The sequence below is a fragment of the Massilia sp. Root351 genome (genome assembly GCF_001425045.1).
In the GTDB taxonomy this organism is placed as follows: domain Bacteria; phylum Pseudomonadota; class Gammaproteobacteria; order Burkholderiales; family Burkholderiaceae_D; genus Rugamonas.
The window spans coordinates 1-20,996 of record NZ_LMDJ01000014.1; the positions used below are offsets into that span (position 1 = coordinate 1).

Annotated in this window: 16 protein-coding genes; 13 read left to right on the top strand and 3 right to left on the bottom strand. The window is 65.7% G+C overall.

Features of this window, described 5'->3' with window-relative positions; translation table 11 throughout:
• Positions 1 to 185 (top strand): hypothetical protein (locus ASD15_RS33225; protein ID WP_229418231.1); only part of this gene is annotated, 185 nt, incomplete at its 5' end.
• A 44-nt stretch (positions 186 to 229) separates the two neighbouring features.
• Positions 230 to 2,260 carry an esterase-like activity of phytase family protein gene (locus ASD15_RS16810; RefSeq protein ID WP_057156151.1) on the top strand — a complete coding sequence of 677 codons (2,031 nt, stop codon included), beginning with the start codon at positions 230 to 232 and terminating at the stop codon, positions 2,258 to 2,260.
• A 4-nt stretch (positions 2,261 to 2,264) separates the two neighbouring features.
• On the opposite strand, the gene ASD15_RS16815 is transcribed toward ASD15_RS16810, so the two are convergent.
• Together ASD15_RS16815 and rtcR are read right to left on the bottom strand one after the other, a co-directional pair.
• The gene (locus tag ASD15_RS16815) at positions 2,265 to 3,539 is read right to left on the bottom strand and encodes a DUF445 domain-containing protein (protein ID WP_057156152.1); all 1,275 of its coding nucleotides are present in this window, start codon (positions 3,537 to 3,539) and stop codon (positions 2,265 to 2,267) included.
• 68 nt (positions 3,540 to 3,607) lie between these two features.
• Entirely contained in the window at positions 3,608 to 5,221 is a 1,614-nt protein-coding gene (rtcR, locus tag ASD15_RS16820; RefSeq protein WP_057156153.1) for an RNA repair transcriptional activator RtcR, read from the bottom strand.
• Positions 5,222 to 5,374: 153 nt separating this feature from the next.
• Here rtcR and ASD15_RS16825 point away from each other — a divergent pair, with 153 nt between their 5' ends.
• The 6 genes from ASD15_RS16825 to ASD15_RS16850 all read left to right on the top strand — a co-directional run bounded on the left by ASD15_RS16825 (position 5,375) and on the right by ASD15_RS16850 (position 11,636).
• Positions 5,375 to 5,575: a hypothetical protein gene (locus tag ASD15_RS16825; RefSeq protein WP_057156154.1), complete on the top strand. Its 201-nt coding sequence runs from the start codon at positions 5,375 to 5,377 to the stop codon at positions 5,573 to 5,575.
• Positions 5,576 to 5,596: 21 nt separating this feature from the next.
• Positions 5,597 to 6,832, top strand: coding sequence for an RtcB family protein (locus ASD15_RS16830; RefSeq protein ID WP_057156167.1), 1,236 nt, complete (start codon positions 5,597 to 5,599; stop codon positions 6,830 to 6,832).
• Positions 6,829 to 7,866, top strand: coding sequence for an RNA 3'-terminal phosphate cyclase (gene rtcA / locus ASD15_RS16835; RefSeq protein ID WP_200953980.1), 1,038 nt, complete (start codon positions 6,829 to 6,831; stop codon positions 7,864 to 7,866). The genes ASD15_RS16830 and rtcA overlap by 4 nt, the downstream gene beginning before the upstream one ends.
• Positions 7,867 to 8,016: 150 nt before the next feature.
• Positions 8,017 to 8,478, top strand: coding sequence for a cytochrome c-550 PedF (gene pedF / locus ASD15_RS16840; protein WP_057156156.1), 462 nt, complete (start codon positions 8,017 to 8,019; stop codon positions 8,476 to 8,478).
• Between the two features lie 15 nt (positions 8,479 to 8,493).
• A complete protein-coding gene (locus ASD15_RS16845) occupies positions 8,494 to 9,318 on the top strand; it encodes an ABC transporter substrate-binding protein (protein WP_057156157.1) in 825 nt (274 codons plus the stop codon).
• Positions 9,315 to 11,636 carry a TonB-dependent receptor gene (locus ASD15_RS16850; RefSeq protein ID WP_057156158.1) on the top strand — a complete coding sequence of 774 codons (2,322 nt, stop codon included), beginning with the start codon at positions 9,315 to 9,317 and terminating at the stop codon, positions 11,634 to 11,636. The genes ASD15_RS16845 and ASD15_RS16850 overlap by 4 nt, the downstream gene beginning before the upstream one ends.
• Before the next feature lie 98 nt (positions 11,637 to 11,734).
• Here ASD15_RS16850 and ASD15_RS16855 read toward each other — a convergent pair whose 3' ends face one another.
• A complete protein-coding gene (locus ASD15_RS16855) occupies positions 11,735 to 13,879 on the bottom strand; it encodes a TonB-dependent receptor (protein WP_057156159.1) in 2,145 nt (714 codons plus the stop codon).
• A 173-nt stretch (positions 13,880 to 14,052) separates the two neighbouring features.
• On the opposite strand from ASD15_RS16855, the gene ASD15_RS16860 reads away from it, so the two are divergent.
• From ASD15_RS16860 to acs, 5 genes are all read left to right on the top strand, one after another.
• Positions 14,053 to 15,012 carry a beta-propeller fold lactonase family protein gene (locus ASD15_RS16860; RefSeq protein ID WP_082551894.1) on the top strand — a complete coding sequence of 320 codons (960 nt, stop codon included), beginning with the start codon at positions 14,053 to 14,055 and terminating at the stop codon, positions 15,010 to 15,012.
• 155 nt (positions 15,013 to 15,167) lie between these two features.
• The gene (gene adh / locus ASD15_RS16865) at positions 15,168 to 16,688 is read left to right on the top strand and encodes an aldehyde dehydrogenase (protein WP_057156160.1); all 1,521 of its coding nucleotides are present in this window, start codon (positions 15,168 to 15,170) and stop codon (positions 16,686 to 16,688) included.
• 10 nt (positions 16,689 to 16,698) lie between these two features.
• Complete coding sequence (locus tag ASD15_RS16870) at positions 16,699 to 17,067, top strand: DUF779 domain-containing protein (RefSeq protein WP_057156161.1); 369 nt, start codon at positions 16,699 to 16,701, stop codon at positions 17,065 to 17,067.
• Between the two features lie 103 nt (positions 17,068 to 17,170).
• A complete protein-coding gene (locus ASD15_RS16875) occupies positions 17,171 to 18,877 on the top strand; it encodes a PQQ-dependent methanol/ethanol family dehydrogenase (RefSeq protein ID WP_057156169.1) in 1,707 nt (568 codons plus the stop codon).
• Between the two features lie 79 nt (positions 18,878 to 18,956).
• On the top strand, positions 18,957 to 20,912 hold the full coding sequence (acs, locus tag ASD15_RS16880) for an acetate--CoA ligase (RefSeq protein ID WP_057156162.1): 1,956 nt from the start codon (positions 18,957 to 18,959) through the stop codon (positions 20,910 to 20,912).
• The last annotated feature ends 84 nt before the right edge of the window (positions 20,913 to 20,996 follow it).

Below are 20,996 nucleotides of genomic sequence, written 5' to 3' on the forward strand. Positions count from 1 at the left end.
CACCCCTTCCCATCCCGAACAGGACCGTGAAACGATTTTGCGCCGATGATAGTGCTGCAACCAGTGTGAAAGTAGGTTATCGTCAGGCTAGTTATATAAAATCCCCCATCAGCCTGAACGCGCTCGAGATCGCGTTCAGTGCAGATGGGGGATTTTGCTTTTTGGGTGTCATAACGTTGTCATAACAGCTCAGTAGACTGCGCCTTTTCAATCAGAAGAGGTCCGCAGCATGAAGCTCCCCCAACTCTCCCTGTTGTCCCTGGCCGTTGCCGTTGCGCTCAGCGCTTGCGGCAGCAGCGATGATGCTCCAGCCGTCGTCGCGCCGGTGAAGCCGCAGATCAGCGGCCTGTTCCTGGACGGCGCCGTCGAAGGCCTGGACTATGTGGCCGGCACCGCCGCCAAAGCCAGCACCGGCCCCAAGGGCGAATTCACCTGCACCACGGGCGACACCGTGAGCTTCAGCATCGGCGGCATCGCGCTGGGCAGCGCACCCTGCGCCGCCACCATCACGCCGCTGCAGCTGGCCGGCGCCACCGACGTGGGCGATCTGAAAGTGGTCAACCGCCTGCTGGCCCTGCAGTTGCTCGATGAAGACAGCGACCCGCAGAACGGCATCAAGATCACCAGTGATGTCAAAACCGCGCTGGCCGCCAAGAGCGCCGACTTTACCTTGGCGGCAGCCGCCTTCAATACCGCAATGAGCGCTAACCTCACCGCCGCCGGCGTAAAATACGCGGCACGCAGCGTCGACGATGACCGCCGCGCCCTGGTGCGCGAACACTTTGAGGACACGATGGCATCGAAGCTCGGTACCCCCGTCAACCAGGCCTTTACGCAGGGCGGCGTGAGCGTGACCGTCACCCGCTACCAGATCCAGGCGGACGCCAGGTATTACATCCCCTACGAGGGCAGCAACGCCAAGGTGAAAGAGGAGTTCCCGCTCGGCTTCCTGCCGTCGTTTGGCTCCTCGCTGGCCTTCAAGGGCACCAACGCCAACGGCGACCTGGAGTTCTACGGTTTGACCGACCGTGGCCCTAACGGCGACGGCCCGAACGTGCCGGCGCTGACCGGCGCCGGCGTCATGGGCGCAAAAATTTTCCCGTCGCCGAGCTTCACGCCGTCGATCGGCATCGTCACTGTCGGTAAGAACGGCGCAGTGCTGACGTCCGTGCTGCCGATCAAGGCATCGGCCACGGCGAACACCACCGGCCTGCCGCTGCCGGCTGGCACGTTGGGCAACTCGGCTGAAATTCCAGTCATGGATGCGATGAAGTTTGACGCCAACAGCAAGGCTTCCTTCAACGTAAATGGCCTGGACAGCGAAGCGCTGGTGCTGGACAAGAAACGCAATGCGCTGTGGGCGGCGGACGAATACGGCCCGTTCGTTGTGAAGATCGACCCGGCCACTGGCATCATCCAGAACAAGTACGCTGCCGGCAGCGGCCTGCCGGCCATCTTCGCCAAGCGCCGCGCCAACCGCGGCATCGAAGGCATGGCGCTGGACACCACCACCGACAAGCTGCACACCTTCCTGCAAAGCCCACTCACCGACGGCAGCGCGCCCTACTCGGTGACCGGCAAGAGCGAGCAGGTTGAACGCTTTGCGCGCTTCACGCGCTGGGTGGAGTTCGATCCGGTAAGCGGCAGCACTTCGAAGATGTACGCTTATCCGCTGAACGGCGCCGACTACCAGGACGGCCGCACCGGCAACGCCAAGCTGGGCGACGTGGTCGCGCTGGGCAACGGCAAGTTCATCGTGATCGAGCAGGGCGCAGCACCTGGCGGCAAAGTGTTCAACAAGCTGATGCTGGTGGAGATCGCCGGCGCGACCGACATCAACGCGGCCGCTTTCAACGCCACCACGTCCGACCTGGAGAAAAGCTCGATGGGCGGCGTGGCGGTCAACGGGGCGGACTGGTCCAAGGTGGTGGCGCTGAAGAAGACCGTGCTGCTGGACCTGAACGCCATCGGCTGGCTGGCTGAGAAGGCCGAAGGTCTGACCATCGTCGATGGCAACACGCTGGCCCTGGCCAACGACAACGACTTTGGCCTGAAGACCAAGGTCTATACGCCAGACGGTGCAGCGGTGGCCGACGCCGACGTCACCAAATGCAATGTGGATGCGAACGGCGCGATCGTCACCAGCAGCACCCTGGGCTGCAACGCCGCCAACAGCATCCGCGTGGCGCGAGGCGACGACCGTGAGCGTCCAAGCCGTTTGTGGCTGATCAAGTTCGGCAAGGCGCTGACAGCCTATTAATACTTCATTGCATGCGCACCAGGCCGATCAGGTGCGAGGACAGAAATAGCAGCAGCCCGATACATCCGCCAACGATCGTCCCGTTGATGCGGATGTACTGCAAGTCCTTGCCGATGTTCAGTTCGATCTGGCGCGACATGTCTTCCGTATCCCACTTCTTCACCGTGTCGCTGATGTGGCGGGTGAGGAAGTCGGCGAAGTCCGGCGCCATTGCGCGCGCCGCGTCCTCCATGTGCCGGCTGAGCGACTCGCGCAAATCCTCATTGCGGGCCAGCTCCTCTCCCAGCCACTTGCTCATCGCTGCCACGCGCCGGTGCAGCTCCGATTCCTCCGCCGCCAGGTCTTGCCGCATCCAGCTGCGCAAGCCGTTCCAGATCTCCGCCAGGTAGGCGTTCACCGCTTCGCCGTCGCGGATGTAGCGCTTGATTTCCTCGGCGCGCTCATGGAAGGATGGATCATCGCGCAGCCGCACGATGAAGTCGGCGATCATGCGGTCCAGCCGCCGGCGCAGCTTGTGCGAGCGGTCTTCCGCCACTTCCAGCAGCAGCGTGTTGAGCGCTTCGGTCACCCAGTCCGCCCCTTTCTCGCCTAGCCACGCCGTTGGCAGCAGCTTCTCCATCGCCGCGTGCTCGCGCTTGAGCCACTGGATGATGCTGCTGGCGATCAGCTCCTGGTTCTCCGGAGCGCGCAGGTGCAGCAGAGCCGCGTCGATCACATCGTCCAGCACCTCCTGATGGCGGCCGTCCCTGGTCAGCGCGTCGAGCACCGTGGCCAGTGAGCGCGACAGATCGAGCTTGCCCAGCATGGCGTGGAAGGCATCCTTCAGGAATCGCTGTATGCGCGCGTCTTCCGCCATATCCAGCATGCCCGCCGCCAGACGCACCACGTAGCCGCCCAGGATGCGGTCATTGGCCGGTTCGGCCAGCCAGGTGCCCAGTTTCGCGATCGGATCATGTTTGCGGATCAGGCCCACCAGCGACTCGGGGTCGAGGAACTTCTCCTGCACGAAGCGCGCAAGGTTGTCGGCGATGCGGTCCTTGTTGTTGGGGATGATGTTGGTGTGCGCGGAGATGAGCGGTATCGGCACCTTGCGGAACAGTGCGGCCACGGCAAACCAGTCGGCCAGCGCGCCCACCATGGCCGCCTCCGACACTGCCTTGATGCAGTCCACCGCGAAGCTGCGCGGCAGGAAGGCGGTCACCATGAAGACCAATGCCGCAGCGGCCAGGAACAGCAGGGCGGTGCGCTTGGACTTTTTAAGTTCAAGTTCCTTGTTCATTCCATCCTCCGGGTTGGCCCTACTTTACCAGCAAGCCGGCGCCGGGCGCGCAGCCTATGCCGCCTGCCTTATGCCACCTGCTCCCAGTCCAGGCCGAAGCGGGCCAGGTATTTGCGCAGCCGGTCGGCGTCGTTCGGCTTGGCCTTTTCCGCGCGCGACACGGCGAACAGCTTGCGCCCGGCGTCGGACATGGTTTTCGACTGGCGGCATACGGCCAGCACCGCCTCCAGCTGTACGCGGTCGAAGAGATCGATCTGGGCCGCAGCGTCTTCGCCGATCGCGTCTTCCAGTGCGATGCGCGGACCGTTCGCGGCGCTGGCGCCGAGGCCTGGCGCCAGCGTGCGCCACTGGCGCTGCAGGCGGACTATCTCCGCGCTGGCTACCGCTTTGGTGATGCGCCCGGCCTCCGCCAGCGTGGCCATGCGCGTCACGGCGGCGGACAGGTCGCGGAAGTTGCCGCTCCAGCGCGCATCCGGCGAAGCGGCGAATGCCATGAAGTGTTCCCGCGCTTCCTTGTTGAAGCGCACGGCATCGCCATGCTCGGCGCTGTACTGCTGCAGCAGGTAGTCCAGGTTGGGTTCGATGTCTTCCGGCCGGTCCGACAGGCCGGGCAGCGAGTACGTCCACAGATTGATGCGGGCGTACAGGTCTTCCCTGAAGCGCCCCGCCGCCACCTCGACGGCCAGGTCGCGGTTGGTGCCGGCGATGAGCTGGAAGTCGCTTTGCACTTCATGGTCGCCGCCCATGGGCAGGAAGCGTTTTTCCTCTACTGCCTTCAGCAGCATGGCCTGTTCGTCGAGGCCCAACTCGCCGATTTCATCGAGGAACAGCAAGCCCTTGTGCGCTGTGCGCAGCAGGCCCGGACGGTCGGAGGCAGCGCCGGTGAAGGCGCCCTTGATGTGGCCGAACAGCGTGGACCCGGCGCCGTCGCCATGCAGCGTGGCGCAGTTGATTTCGACGAACGCCCCCTTCAGCTGGTGGCGTGCTTTTTTTAGCTCGAACACGCGCCGCGCCAGGAAGGACTTACCGGCACCCGTGGGGCCCATCAGCAGCATCGGCGCGCGCGAGCGTACCGCTACATGCTCGATCTCGTCGATCATCAGGTTGAACTGCGGATTGCGGGTGGCGATGCCGGACTTGAGGAAAGCCACGCCTTCCTGCTGCGCGGTGGCGAAGCGCTGCGCGATCTGGTCGTAGCGCGACAGGTCGAGGTCGATCAGCGTGTAGCTGCCCGGCGAGTTGGGCGCGTGGCGGCGCGGCGGCGAGGTTTGCAGCAGGCAGCCGGGAAAGTAGCGCGCCTCGGTCATCAGGAACAGGCAAATCTGCACCACGTGCGTGCCGGTGGTGATATGGATCCAATATTCTTCCTTGTCCGGGTCGAACGGATAGCTGCGCGCGAAGTCATACAGCGCGCCATAGACGTCGCCGAAGTCCCACGGATCGCGGATGTGCAGCTTGTGCTGGGTGACCGTGGTCTCCGGCGATATCGCCGCGATGTCCTGCGCCACTTGCTGGACAACCGGGCCGTAGTTGCCGTTGTAGAGCAGCGCGAAGCGCTCGACCACCAGGTCTTCGTGCTGCGCCATGGCCACTGTGGGCCGCCACTTTTCCCACCGCGCACTGCCGTTGCCGCTGTCCAGCGTGGTGCCGACGAAGCCCAGGATGACTGTTTTCTTTTTCATTTTAGGATAAATACTTATCTGTTTGGATAATTTATCATGAAATGACGAATCGGGTGACTATGCATATAGTTATATTTATCAAGCAGTTAGCTTTCTTTCCCGATATGGCACGGTGATTGCAATAACCGGCACATACACCGAGAGGAGAGCGAAATGATGAAGACCAATGGTGGCTGGCTGATCAGCGCAGGCAGCGTGGGCAAAGGCAAGAAAGGCGTGGGCGTGAGCATCGGTTCCGCGTCGCGCAATACGGCGGCCTGCTGGCAGCTGCACCCGGCGGCGGGCGCCCTGCCTGCCGCACAAGCCAAGCTTGTCTGGCACGGCGTTTTCGCGGCTCTTGTCGGCGATGTATAAACCGGATTAAATGGAATGATCATGAAAAACGAAACCTACGAATTGCTGGATAATCAGGGCGGCAGCCCGGTCAAGATGTGGACCGGCGGCGTGCCTGTGGAAGAGCAGGCCAAAGCACAGCTGGCCAACACGGCCAAGATGCCCTTCATTTACAAGCACATCGCAGTGATGCCGGACGTGCACCTGGGGAAAGGCTCGACCATCGGCAGCGTGATTCCGACGCTGGGCGCGATTATTCCGGCAGCGGTGGGCGTGGACATCGGCTGCGGCATGATGGCTGCCAAGACCACGCTGAACGCACGCGACCTGCCCGATAACCTGGGACCGTTGCGCAGCGCGATCGAGAAGGCCATCCCGCACGGCATGACGCCGAAGACGCGCGGCTACAAGGGCCGCGATGAGGGGTCCTGGCACACGCCGCCATCGGCCGTGGACACAGCCTGGGCGCAGCTCAAGGACGAGTTCGACGTTGTTTGCCAGAAGACGCCGAAGCTGAAGAACACCAACAACTACCGCCATCTCGGCACGCTGGGCGGCGGCAACCACTTCGTGGAAGTGTGCCTGGACGAGCAGGGCGCGGTGTGGTTCATGCTGCACTCGGGTTCGCGCGGCGTGGGCAATGCCATTGGCACCCACTTCATCGAACTGGCGCAGCGGGACATGCGTACCCACATCGCCAACCTGCCGGACAAGGACCTGGCTTACCTGAACGAGGGCACGCAGCACTACGACGATTACGTGCAGGCGGTGGGCTGGGCGCAGAAGTTCGCGCGCATGAACCGTGAGGTGATGATGCGGAACCTGATCGCGGCCGTGCGCAAGGTGATCACCAAGCCGTTCGAGACGCACGTCGAGGCGGTGAACTGCCACCACAATTACGTGCAGAAGGAGCGCCACTTCGGCCAGGACGTTCTGGTCACGCGCAAGGGCGCGGTGTCGGCGCGCGCGGGTGAGCTGGGCATCATCCCGGGCTCGATGGGCGCCAAGAGCTTCATCGTGCGCGGCAAGGGCAACGCGGAAAGCTTCAATAGCTGCAGTCACGGCGCTGGCCGCACCATGAGCCGTAACGAAGCCAAGCGCCGCTACACGCTGGAGGACCAGGCGCGCGCCACGCAGGGCGTGGAGTGCCGCAAGGACGCCAACGTGATCGACGAGATCCCGATGGCCTACAAGGACATCGACGCAGTGATGCACGCCCAGCGCGATCTGGTGGAAGTGGTGCACACGCTGAAGCAGGTCGTCTGCGTGAAAGGATGACGATGTCGGCAGATCTGATCGAACTGGACGGCTCGCAAGGCGAGGGCGGCGGCCAGGTGCTGCGCAGCGCGCTGACGCTGTCGATGATTACCGGGCAGCCCTTTCGCATCGCTAACATCCGCGCCAACCGCGCCAAGCCTGGCCTGATGCGGCAGCACCTGGTTGCGGTGCAGGCGGCGGCCTCAGTGTGCGGGGCTGATGTGCCGCAGGCGGCGGTGGGCGCGCGTGAGCTGGAATTCAGGCCGGGCAAGATCCGTGGCGGCAGCTACAGCTTCGCCATCGGCAGCGCCGGCAGCTGCACGCTGGTGCTGCAAACGCTGCTGCCGGCGCTGCTGTTTGCCGACGCGCCGTCCACGGTGACGGTCAGCGGCGGCACGCACAACCCCAAGGCGCCTCCGGCGCATTTCCTTGAGCGCAGCTATGGCCGCGTGATGGCCCGCATGGGAGCGGACATCGCGATAGAGCTGAGGCGCCATGGCTTTTATCCAGCCGGCGGAGGCGAAATCGTCGCGCGCGTGCAGCCTTGCGCGCAGCTGCGGCGCATCGCGCTGATGTCGCCGGGCGCACGGCGCAATTCTTACGCGGAAAGCCTGGTGGCGGGTGTGCCCTCGCGCGTTGCGCAGCGCGAACTGGAATGCGTGGCCGCCGGCATGGGCTGGTCCGGGTCCCAGCTGCATGAGCGGCGGCTGGCTGAGGAGGAGGGACCGGGCAATGTCCTGCTCATCACCTTGGACTCCGAGCAGGTGACCGAGGTGTTCGCAGCCTTTGGAGAGAAGTCCGTGCGCGCCGAGGAGGTGGCCAGGCTTGCGCTGGGCGACGTGCGCCGCTATCTCGCGTCCGGCGCCGCCGTGGGCGAGCACCTGGCGGATCAGCTGCTGCTGCCGATGGCGCTGGCGGGCGGCGGCAGCTTCACGCTGGACCGCGTGTCGCAGCATGCGCTTACCAATGCGGACGTGATCGGCCGCTTTCTGCCGGTGGCTATCCGCTTCGACGCCGGTGAGCGGCACAGTACCTGTACCATTTCCGCGCGTTGAGACGGTGCTTCGGCTGAACAGGTGTTGCACGTGATGTGACACCTGTTCCAATCTGGGACACCGCGCCGGGCGCGCGCACGGGAAAGCCGTGTGGCACGCCAATTGCTCCTAGTGAATCAGCAGCTATTCACAACTATAGGAGACAGCATCATGAAACGCGCACTCAGTATTTGCATCGCGGCGGCAGCCCTCGTCACTTCCTTCGGCGCCCAGGCGCACGGCGCAGTCACGCCACAGGCGGTGGACACCACCGGCCTGACGCCGTTGGGCGACAAATGGCGTGACGAGAATCCCTACAAGGGCAATAAGCTGGCGCTGAAGATAGGCTCTTCGGCCTATAACCAGAACTGCGCGCGCTGCCACGGCCTGGAAGCCGTGTCGGGCGGTATCGCGCCAGACCTGCGGCTGATGGACCGCGACTGCGCCAATGTCAAGAACGCAGCCAAGAAGGCCGCCTGCTACAAGGACGTCGATGCCTACTTCCTGAGCTCCATCCGCGCCGGCAAGGTACGCAATGGCGCGGTGTACATGCCGCCGTTTGAAGGCATCTTCAATCAGGAAGCCATGTGGGCCATCAAGACCTATCTGGAAACCCGCCGCGAAACCAACTGACGCGGGGAGGACACCATGCGCCATTCTTATTTTTACCGCAAGGCCGCTGCCGCGCTGGCGCTGGCCGGCACCATCCTGCCTGCGCAGGCCGACTGGAACAAGCTGCAGCAAACGGGGGCGCTGAAGGTGGCGGTCTATAACGAGTTTGCGCCGTTCTCCGACCATGGGGGCGGCATCGATATCGACCTGGCAGAAGCGCTGGCAAAGAAACTCAAGCTCAGGCTCACGCTGCTGCCTTTCCCGGCGGGCGAGAACCTCGGCGACGACCTGCGCAACATGGTGTGGAAGGGGCACTACCTCGGCTATGGCCCGGCCGACGTGCTGCTGCACGTCCCGGTCGACAGCCGCCTGATGGCGGAGAACGACAAGGTGGAGATCTTCGCGCCTTACCACGTGGAGGCGGTGCGCCTGGTGCGCAGCGCCCAGTCGATGCCGGCGTTCGACAGCATCGAGGCGCTGGCGGGCAAGCGGGTGGGAGTGGAAAAGGTATCGATCGCGGCCATGGTGCTGCTGGGCGAGGGCAATGGCCGCTTCCGGGATAACGTGCGTATTTTCCCCACCGCTGCCGCCGCGATGGACGAGCTGAAGGCGGGCCGGCTGGACGCGGTGCTGGCCAATCGCTCTGAAATCGAAGCGGCATTCCAGGGCGATCCCGCGTTCCCGCTGGAGCAGGCGGTATTCCAGCGCCTGCCGCGCAACGGCTGGGCCGTCGGCATGGCGGTGCGCAAGGATGACCAGGACGTGGCGCGCCTGCTGCAGGCGGCCGTAAATGAGATGCGCGCCAGCGGCGAATTGCAAGCCATCTTCGCCAAGCATGGCGTACGCATGGTGCAGCCATGAACGCTGTGGGTATCCGCCGCACCCAGCTGGCGCTGGCTGCCATGGCGCTGGCATGCGGCGCGGGCATGGCCGGCGGCGCACGCGCTTCGCCGATGGCCAGCGTGGAGATCGTGGGCATGGCCCCGCTGCCGGGGCTGGGAGTGGACCGCAAAACGCTGCCGTACGCTGTGCAGACCGCGTCCGACGCGGCACTGGCACGCGCCGACGGCGCCAATCTGAGCGAGCTGCTGGCGCGCAGCTTCGCCGGCGTGAACGTCAATGAAATCTCAGGCAGCCCGTTCCAGAACGACCTGACTTACCGCGGCTTCCGCGCTTCGCCGGTGCTGGGCACCGGCCAGGGCATCTCGGTTTACCTGGACGGTGTGCGGGTGAACGAGCCCTTCGGCGACGTGGTCAACTGGGACATGCTGCCGGAGGCGGCGATCGGCAGCGTGCTACTGGCGCCGGGCTCCAATCCGCTGTACGGCCTGAACACGCTGGGCGGCGCGCTCGCGCTGAACACGCGTTCCGGCGCCAGCGACCCTGGGTTCGCCGGCTCCGTCAGCGGCGGAAACCATGGCCAGCGGCGCGCCGACCTGGCTTATGGCGCCGCACGCGATGGCTGGCAGCTGTTTACCGCCGCGACCTTGTTCGGCGATGACGGCTGGCGCGCGCATTCCGACGGCCGGCTCGCCAATCTGTTTGTCAAGCTGGGCAAGGTGGAGCGCAATACGGAATGGCAGCTCACCATGCTGGGCGGAGAAAGCCGCCTGGTCGGTAACGGTTTGCTGCCCGACGGCCTGTATGAAGACGACCGCCGCGCCGTCTACACCTGGCCTGACGAAACGCGTAACCGGCTGCGGCAGGCGCAACTGAGCGTAACCCGGCGCCTGGCGCCGGACATGCAGCTGACCGCGGCAGCCTATGTGCGCAACAGCCGCCGCGACACCGTGAACGGCGACATCGATGACGGCTATGCCGATTACGTGGAAGCGTGCGACGAAGGCTTCCTCGCCAATGGCCAGCCACGCGAGCCGGATGAGTGTCCTTACACGCGCGAGCAGGGCGCGGCGCTGCATAGCGCTTCCCTGAACACCACCAGCACGCGCCAGCGCAGCCAGGGCTTCAGCATGCAATGGTCGGCGCAGCTGCCCGGCCTGCAACTGCTGGCAGGGCTGGCGCACGACCGCAGCAAAGTGGGTTTTGCGCAGTACGAACAGGAAGCCGGTTTCGACGCGCTGCGCGGCGTGGCCGCCGGCGACGAAGAGCGGGAGCTGGACGCTTCGGTCGATGGCAGGGCACGCAACAGCAGCGCCTACTTCAGCGGCACCTGGAGCGTCGCTGCCGGCACCTGGCTCACCGGGTCCGCCCGCTACGGCCATGCGCGGGTGGCCAGCACCATCAGCAACGATGGCGTGCCGCAGCCGCGCGAGGCGTTCAGCTACCGAAAGCTCAATCCCGCGCTCGGCATCTCGCATGAAGTCGCTCCGGGCTGGACGGTGTTTGCCAACGCCGCCCAGAGCACCCGCGTGCCGACCGTGATCGAGCTTGGCTGCGCCGATCCCGATCAGCCTTGCCGGCTGCCTGTAGGGTTGCAGTCCGATCCTTATCTGAAGCAGGTGGTGTCGCGCACGGTGGAGGCGGGCACGCGCTGGCAGGCGGGCCGCGATTCCATCACCGCCACCATCTACCGCACCCGCAATCAGGACGATATCCTGTTCCGCAGTGCGGGGCTGACGCAGCACGGCTATTTCTCGAACTTCGCCCGTACCCGCCACCAGGGGCTGGACCTGAGCGCGGCGGCCGAGCGCGGTCCGTTCGCCGTGCGCTTTAGCTACAGCTGGCTGGACGCGGTGTACGCGGCCGAGGGTTCGCTGTTTACCGGGACCCGCAACGTGGCAGTCATGCCAGGGACGCGCATCGCGGGCCTGCCCCGGCATAGCGCCAAGCTGGCGCTGGACTGGAGGGCGGGCGGCGGGCTGACGCTGGGAGCGGAGGTGCGCGCAGTGTCCAGCCAGGGCACGCAGGGCAACGAGGATGGCCTGTCCGCCGATACCGAAGATGGGGAAGCGCCGCAGCGCGCCGACCTGCGCACGCGCGGCTATGCGCTGCTGGCGCTGCGCCTCAGCTACAAGCCGCAGCCGAATTGGGAGCTGTTCGCGCGCGTGAATAATGTGGCCAACCGCCGCCATGAAACGTTTGGCGCCGTGGCTGCGGACATGTTCCCGGGCGGGCAGCTGGCCAGTCCGCACGGCGCGGGCGGCGAGGCGGAACTGGGGCGCTTCGTGGCGCCGGGCGCGCCGCGCTCCATCTCGGCAGGTTTGCGCTACCGCTTCTGACGGCGGTCCCGGTGTCGCCGGGGGCCGCGCACAGGTACGCCGTGGCGCCACGGCGCCGCCTCAGCCCCGGCTGCTTTTGGCAGCCGGGGTTTTCTTCGTCAGAACTGGTACTGCGCGCTGGCGCCCAGTTGCCAGTTGCGGCCCGGTGCGCCTTCATAGTAGCGCTTGTTGGCATCGCCCACGATCACCGAGCCCACGTAGGTGCGGCCGGCCGCATTGTTCAATCGCGCGAACTGCTTGAAGCGCCAGCTGCCGCCTTGCTGCTGGGCCGTCACGCGCAGGTTGACGATGGCGTAGCCGGGTGCGCTCTTCTCGGTGTTGCTGTCTTCCGCGTAGACGCGGGCTGCGGCCACCGTCTCGACCGCTGCGCCCAGCGCGCGCGAGGGCAGCTGCCAGGCCAGCTCGGCGTAGGCGTAGGCGTTCGGCACGCCCGGCAGCCGGCTGCCTTTGAGCACGCTGCCGAATGCCTGGTCGTAGGTGGCGCGCAGCGCGGTCAGTGCCAGCCTGGCGCTGAAGCCGTGGCCGAAGTTCGTGTCCGCCGACACTTCGGCGCCCCGGCGCAGGGTTTTGCTGGCGTTGCGGTAGCTGGTGCGGCCGCCGCTGGATGCGTCCACCACCAGCTCGTCGTCGGTGCGGACCTGGAACAGCGCCGCGTCGATACGGGTGGCGCCGCCCAGCATGGCCTTGACGCCGGCTTCGGCGTGCGTGCTGCGGGCCGGCTGCAGCTTGAAATTGAAGCCGCTGCCGGCGCCGGAATAGAACAGCTCATTCAGCGTCGGTGTCTCGAAGCCGCGCGCCGCGCTGGCGTACACGTTCAGCACCGGCGACACCTTGTACAGCAGGCCCGCCACCGGTGTAGTGCGGCGGTAGCGCAGGCCGCCGCTGTCGTTGCCGTTGGACAGATAGCGGTCGCTCACGTCCACCTTGAAGCGGCTGTGGCGCAGGCCCGCGTTCAGTACCCACGGCCCTTGCGCCCACTCGGCCTGCAGGTAGGGATCGGTGCTGCTGACCTTGTCCGTTTCTTCGCGCCGCAGCCTGCCTTGCACGCCAAGTTCGGCTCCGCTGAAGTTCTCGTAGCCCTTGCGGTCATCCTTGGAGCGGCCGTACTCGATGCCGGCCGTGGAGGTCAGCTTGCCGCCGGCCAGCGCCCGCACGTCCACCCAGCTGATGTCGGCGCCGCTGAAGTCGCGGTCGAAATCGACCACCCCGCCGGAATGGCTGGCCGGCGCCTGGAAGGCACGCGAAAAGGCCTGGTACTGGATGACCTGGCGGTTGCCGCCGTAGACGGTGACGCGCAGCTTGCTGTCGCCGGCGCCGAGTTTGTGTTCCCACGCCGCGCCGATCTGCTGGTGGTCTATGCTCTTGCGGGTGTTGTAGCGGTCCGCAAAAGTGCGTTTGGGCGTTGCGGTGTCGGTGGCGTCGGTTTCGCCGGCGCGCGGATCGCGCTGCCAGGTGGCCCAGGTGACGCCCAGCGGATCTTGCGTGTCGTGCTGGCGCAGGCCGCTGGCGGTGATGGTCAGCTTGCTGCCGGCGACGGGCGCCAGGGTCAGTTTGGCGTAGGCCTGGTCGCGCCGCGCTGCGCCGTGGTCGCGGTAGCCGTCGGTGTCGAAGCGGGAAACGTCCAGCACGTAGCCGATGCCGCCGGACTTGCCCTGCGCATTCACGTCCAGCTTGCGGGCGCCGTCGCTACCGCCCGACAGCGTGCTTTCCACGCTGGGCGCGCCGTCGCCTTCGCGCGTGAACAGCTGCACCACGCCGCCGGCGTGGTTGCCGTACACCGCCGAGAACGGGCCGCGCAGCACTTCGATGCGCTCTGCCATGTCGAGGTTGAAGGTGGCGGCCTGGCCTTGGCCGTCCGGCATGCTGGCCGGGATGCCGTCTGCGACCAATTTCACGCCGCGCACGCCGAAGGCGGAACGGGCGCCGAAGCCGCGCGACGAAATTTGCAAGTCCTGCGCGTAGTTTTGGCGGTTCTGCGCCACCAGCCCCGGCACCGAAGCCAGCGCTTCGGAGGCGTTTACGCGCATCTGGCTGTCGCGGATGCGCTCGGCGCCGATCACGTCGACGGCGGCAGGGAAATCGAAACTGCTGTGTTCCACGCGGCTGCCGCTGACGATGACCACCGGTGCTGCAACAGCTGTCGCAACCTCGGCCGCCTCGGCCGCGTGGACGGCCGGCGTAAGCGGCAGCGCGCCGGCGGTGAACAGGGCTGCGACAGCCTTCAAACGAAATCGGTGCTGCATGGTCAATCTCCTTGGTTGAGTTCCGCGCCTGCCTGGCGGGGGCCGGCAAGTCTGCTTCAACCCGTAAGCAATATACCTGCCATCACGCCGACGCGACGCGCCTGTGGCATGGCGTTTGCATGGTCTTGCGCACGCGCGCGCATTCCGCAGGCGCGATCTTTCCAGAGGCAGCCATGAAAATCCCGTATTGTCTGCGCGCCGCGAGCGTGTTTGCAACCCTTTCCTGCGCACTGGCGCAAGCCGCCCTTGCAGCGCCGCTGGCCTATGTGCCGAACGAAAAGTCCGGCACGGTGAGCGTGGTCGATACCGCCACCGACACGGTGCTGCGCAGCCTGGCGGCCGGCAAGCGCCCGCGCGGCATCGCGGCGGTCCCGGGCGGCACGCGGCTGTTCGTCACGGACGCCGGCAGCAACACGCTGCTGATACTCGACAGCGCGGGCGGCGCCGTGCCGGCGCCGCTGGCGTTGGGCAAATCGCCCGAAGGCGTGAGCGTGTCACCGGACGGGCGCTACGCCGCCGTCGCGGTAGAGGAGAGCAACAGCGTCACCCTGGTGGACGCCCGCAGCGGCGCCCGGCTGGCCGATATTCCGGTGCAGGGCCGCAACCCGGAGCACGCCGTGTTCAGCCCGGACAGCCGCTGGCTCTACGTCAGCGCCGAGGAAGCCGAGCAGGTGGACGTGATCGACGTGGAACAGCGGCGCCAGGCCGGCACGGTGGCGGTCGGCCTGCGCCCGCGCGGCATCGGCTTTTCGCCGGACGGCAGCCGCGCCTATATCGCCTGCGAGCTGGTCAATACGGTGTACGTGGTGGACACCGCCACCCGCAGCACGCTGGCGAAGATACCGGCCGGACGCAACGCCAACGGCATCGCGGTGCACCCCAGCGGCAAGCAGGTCTATGTGTCGAACGGCACGGACGGCAGCGTGATGCTGATCGACACCGCCACCCATACCGTCAGCGCCACGGTAGCGGTCGGCAAGCGACCCTGGAACATGGCCCTGACGCCGGACGGCGCCAAGCTGTACGTGGCCAACGGCCGTTCCAACAGCGTCTCCGTGATCGACACCGCCGCCGCGCGCAAGGTGGCCGACATCGGCGTGGGCGAACTGCCCTGGGGCGTGGCGATTCCCTGACTGCGGTCACACCTGCAACAGCCGCCGTGGCACACCTGTTCAACTTTGGAACACCTTGCAACAGCGCGGGCACCGTTCTAGCCGCAGCAGGGGCTGGCACGGTGTTTGCGGAATAGAGGGTGCAAGTCCAACCCACATTGAAGAAAGAGGATGACATGAATCTCGCGGATATCAACAAACTGGGTGTCGCCAACCCTTTCAAACAACGCTACGACAACTACATCGGCGGCAAATTCGTCGCGCCGGTTAAAGGCGAATACTTCGCCAACCTGACGCCGATCACCGGCCAGCCGTTCTGCGAGATCGCGCGCTCCACGGCGGAAGACGTCGAGATCGCGCTGGACGCCGCGCACGCCGCCAAGGAAGCCTGGGGCAAGACCTCGCAGGCCGAGCGCGCCAACATCCTGAACCGCATCGCCGACCGCATGGAGCAGAACCTGCAGCTGATCGCCACCGCCGAGACCATCGACAACGGCAAGCCGATCCGCGAAACCATGGCGGCCGACATCCCGCTGGCGATCGACCATTTCCGCTATTTCGCGGGCTGCATCCGCGCCCAGGAGGGCTCGGTGGCGCAAATCGACGACACCACCTACGCCTATCACTTCCATGAGCCTCTCGGCGTGGTGGGCCAGATCATTCCGTGGAACTTCCCGATCCTGATGGCGGTGTGGAAGCTGGCGCCGGCACTGGCGGCGGGCAACTGCGTAGTGCTGAAACCGGCCGAGCAGACCCCGGCCTCCATCCTGGTGCTGGTGGAACTGATCGGCGACCTGCTGCCGCCCGGCGTGCTGAATATCGTCAACGGTTTCGGCCTGGAAGCGGGCAAGCCGCTGGCCTCGAACAAGCGCATCGCCAAGATCGCCTTTACCGGCGAAACCGGCACCGGCCGCCTGATCATGCAGTACGCCGCGCAGAACCTGATTCCGGTCACGCTGGAACTGGGCGGCAAGTCGCCCAACATCTTCTTCGAGGACGTGATGGCGGCCGACGACGACTACTTCGACAAATGCCTGGAAGGTTTCGCCATGTTCGCGCTGAACCAGGGCGAGGTGTGCACCTGCCCGTCGCGCGTGCTGATCCAGGAATCGATTTACGAAGCCTTCATCGAGCGCGCCCTCAAGCGCGTGGCCGCCATCAAGCAGGGCAACCCGCTCGATTCGTCCACCATGATAGGCGCCCAGGCTTCGCAGGAGCAGATGGAAAAGATCCTGTCCTATATGGATATCGGCAAGCAGGAAGGCGCCCAGCTGCTGGCCGGCGGCGCGCGCAACGTGCAGGGGGGCGAGCTGGAAGGCGGCTACTACGTCACGCCCACCGTGTTCAAGGGCGACAACACCATGCGCATCTTCCAGGAAGAGATCTTTGGCCCAGTGGTGTCGGTCACCACCTTCAAGGACGAAGCCGATGCGCTGCGCATCGCCAACGACACGCTGTACGGGCTGGGCGCCGGCGTGTGGACCCGCGACGGCGCGCGCGCTTTCCGCATCGGCCGCGGCATCCAGGCCGGCCGCGTGTGGACCAACTGCTACCACCTGTATCCGGCGCACGCCGCCTTCGGCGGCTACAAGCAGTCCGGCATCGGCCGCGAGAACCACAAGATGATGCTGGACCACTACCAGCAGACCAAGAACCTGCTGGTGAGCTACAGCCCGAAAGCGCTGGGCTTCTTCTGAGAGGAATGCCATGAAAGCAGCCGTAGCCCGCGTTATCGCGACTGGCCCCGCACTGGAAATGATCGCCGAACTGCGCCACAAGCACGGGCCGATCATGTTCTTCCAGTCCGGCGGCTGCTGCGACGGCAGCACGCCGATGTGTTACCAGGCCGGCGAGTTCAATCTGAGCGACACCGACGTCTACCTGGGCAATTTGAACGGTGCGCCGTTCTACATGGGGCTGGAGCAGTTCGGCTACTGGGAGCACACGCAGCTGATTATCGACGTGGTGCCGGGGAACGGCGGCATGTTCTCGCTCGATAACGGCACTGGCCGCCGGTTTCTCACCCGCTCGCGGGTGTTTACCGACGAGGAATGCAGGGAACTGGGCCTGCCGTAATTTTCCGTTCAAAAAAAATCATACTTAGAGAAGAATAGAGGAGAAGACTGTGCAAAAAACTATCATGGGATCGTTGCTGGCTTCGTTGCTGGCGTCCGGCGGCATGGGGATGGCCTGGGCTGCGGGCGGCGCCGCCGTCACCACCAGCATGCTGGAAGGGGCATCGAAAAATACCGCTGCCGTGCTGTCGTTCGGCATGGGCTCGGAGGGGCAGCGCTTTTCGCCGCTGACCCAGATCAACACCGCCAACGTCGGCAAGCTGATGCCGGCCTGGTCGTTTTCCTTCGGCGGCGAGAAGCAGCGCGGCCAGGAATCGCAGCCGCTGATCCACAACGGCAAGATGTTCGTTACCGCGTCCTATTCCCGCATCTTCGCGGTGGACCTGAAGAACGGCGCCAAGCTGTGGAAGTATGAGCACCGCCTGCCGGACGGCATCATGCCGTGCTGCGACGTGGTCAACCGCGGCGCGGCGCTGTTCGACAACCTGGTCATCTTCGGCACGCTGGACGCGCAGCTGGTGGCGCTGGACCAGGACACCGGCAAAGTCGTCTGGAAGGAGAAAGTGGACGACTACGCCGCCGGCTATTCGATGACGGCGGCGCCGCTGATCGCCAAGGGCCTGCTGCTGACCGGCGTGTCCGGCGGCGAGTTTGGCATCGTCGGCCGGGTGGAGGCACGCAACCCCAGGACCGGTGAGCTGGTCTGGTCGCGCCCCATGGTGGAAGGCCATATGGGCCACAAGTACGACAAGGACGGCAACGCCATCGACAACGGCATCACCGGCACGCCCAACAAGACCTGGCCGGGCGACCTGTGGAAAACCGGCGGCGCCTCCACCTGGATGGGCGGTACCTACGATGCGACCACCGGCCTGGCCTACTTCGGCACCGGCAATCCGGCCCCGTGGAACAGCCACCTGCGCCCCGGCGACAACCTGTACTCTTCCTCCACCGTGGCACTGGACGTGACCACCGGCCAGATCAAGTGGGCTTACCAGAACACGCCGAACGACGCTTGGGACTTCGACGGCGCCAACGAGTTCGTGACCTTCGACATGGACGGCAAGCGCTACGGCGGCAAGGCCGACCGCAATGGCTTCTTCTATGTGAACGACGCCAGCACCGGCAAGCTGCAGAATGCTTTCCCCTTCGTGAAGAAGATCACCTGGGCCACCGGCATCGACCTGCAGACCGGCCGCCCCAAGTTCATCACCGAAGGCCGTCCGGGCGACCCGACCAAGGGTGAGGAAGGCAAGAAGGGCAAGACCGTGTTCGCCGCGCCGGCCTTCCTGGGCGCCAAGAACCAGATGCCGATGGCCTACAGCCCGCAGACCAAGCTGTTCTACGTGCCGGCCAACGAGTGGGGCATGGATATCTGGAATGAACCGATCAGCTACAAGAAGGGCGGCGCCTACCTGGGCGCGGGCTTCACCATCAAGCCGCTGTTCGACGACTACATCGGCGCGCTGCGCGCGCTCGACCCCAAGACCGGCAAGATCGCCTGGGAAGTGAAGAACAACGCGCCCCTGTGGGGCGGCGTGATGGCCACCGCCGGCGGCCTGGTGTTCTACGGCACACCGGAAGGCTACCTGAAAGCGCTGGACGCCAAGAGCGGCAAGGAACTGTGGAAGTTCCAGACCGGTTCCGGCGTGGTGGCGCCGCCGGTCACCTGGCAGGAAGGCGGCGTGCAGTACGTGGCCGTGGTGTCCGGCTGGGGCGGCGCGGTGCCGCTGTGGGGCGGGGAAGTGGCCAAGAAGGTCAATTTCCTGGAGCAGGGCGGTTCGGTGTGGGTGTTCAAGCTGATGAAGTAGAACGGATCGATTGCCTGGTGTCTTTTTCTGGCGGCCTCGGTCGCCAGTTTTTTTGCCTGATTTTTTTGGAGAGCAGCAAATGCAGACGACTTACATGCCGCCAAGCGCATTCTCCGCGCAAGCGGCCATTCCCGACATGGATGCCTACGAGGCACTGTGCGCCCACGCGGAGCGCGACTACGAAGGCTACTGGGGCATGCTGGCCCGCGCCAACCTCGATTGGCACGTGCCGTTCACGCGCGTGCTGGACGAACGCGAAGCGCCGTTCTACCGCTGGTTCGACGACGGCCGCCTGAACGTCTCCTACAATTGCCTGGACCGCCACATCGAGCGCGGCCTGGGCGACAAGACCGCCATCATCTTCGAGGCGGACGACGGCGCCTTCACGCACGTGACCTACAGCGGCCTGCATGCCAGGGTGTGCCGCATCGCCAACGGCCTGCGCGCGCGCGGCATCGGCAAGGGCGACCGGGTGGTGATCTACATGGCCATGTCGGTCGAAGGCGTGGCCGCCATGCTGGCCTGCGCGCGTATCGGCGCCACCCATTCGGTGGTGTTCGGCGGCTTCTCGGCCAAGGCGCTGCAGGAACGCATCGTGGACGCCGGCGCCGCGGCCGTCATCACGCAGGACGAGCAGCTGCGCGGCGGCAAGCGGCTGCCGCTGAAATCCATCGTCGACGAGGCGCTGGCGCTGGGCGGTTGCGGCAGCGTCAAGCACGTGATCGTCTATCAGCGTACCGGTGGCGGCGTGACCCACGTGTCGGACCGCGACATCTGGCTGCACGACCTGATGGCGGACCAGCCGGAGCAGTGCGAGCCGGAGTGGGTCAACGCCGAACACCCGCTGTTCATCCTGTACACCTCCGGCTCCACCGGCACCCCGAAAGGCGTGCAGCATTCGAGCGGAGGTTATCTGCTGTGGGCCGCGCTGACGATGAAATGGACCTTCGACATCAAGCCGGACGACGTGTACTGGTGCACCGCCGACATCGGCTGGGTCACGGGCCACAGCTACATCGCCTACGGGCCGACGGCGGTCGGCGCCACACAGGTGATCTTCGAAGGCGTGCCGACCTATCCGGACGCGGGCCGCTTCTGGCAGACCATCGCGCGCCACGGCGTGAGCATCTTCTACACTGCGCCCACCGCCATCCGCTCGCTGATCAAGGCCTCGGACATGGACCCCACGGCGCACCCGCGCAACTACGACCTGTCCACCCTGCGCCTGCTCGGCTCCGTGGGCGAGCCGATCAACCCGGAAGCCTGGCGCTGGTACCACCAGAACGTGGGCGGCGAACGCTGCCCCATCGTCGACACCTTCTGGCAAACCGAGACCGGCGGCCACATGATCACACCGCTGCCGGGGGCCACGCCGCTGGTGCCCGGTTCGTGCACGCTGCCGCTGCCGGGCATCATGGCCGCCGTGGTGGACGAGGCGGGGCACGATGTGCCGGACGGGCAGGGCGGCATCCTGGTGGTGAAGCGTCCGTGGCCGTCGATGATACGCACCATCTGGAACAACCCGCAGCGCTACCGCAGCAGCTACTTCCCCGAGGAGCTGGGCGGCAAACTGTACCTGGCCGGGGACGGCGCGGTGCGCGACGAGGACAGCGGCTACTTCACCATCACCGGCCGCATCGACGACGTGCTCAATGTATCGGGCCACCGCATGGGTACGATGGAGATCGAGTCCGCGCTGGTGGCGCATCCGCTGGTGGCCGAGGCGGCCGTGGTGGGCAAGCCGGACGACACCACCGGCGAGTCGATCTGCGCCTTCGTGGTGCTGAAAAAAGCGCGGCCCGGCGGAGCGGATGCCAAGGCGCTGGCGCAGGAACTGCGCAACTGGGTGGGCAAGGAGATCGGGCCGATCGCCAAGCCCAAGGATGTGCGCTTCGGCGAACAGCTGCCTAAAACCCGCTCGGGAAAAATCATGCGCCGTTTGCTGCGTGTGCTGGCGCAGGGCGGGGAAATCACGCAGGACGTCTCCACGCTGGAGAACCCCGCCATTCTCGAGCAGCTGGGCAAGGCAGTGTAGAAAATAGGAACACCTGCGGCGCGCTTGTGATCCGTATTCTGATCCGTATTGACACAACAGCGGCCGCGCGCCGCAGGTCTCTCC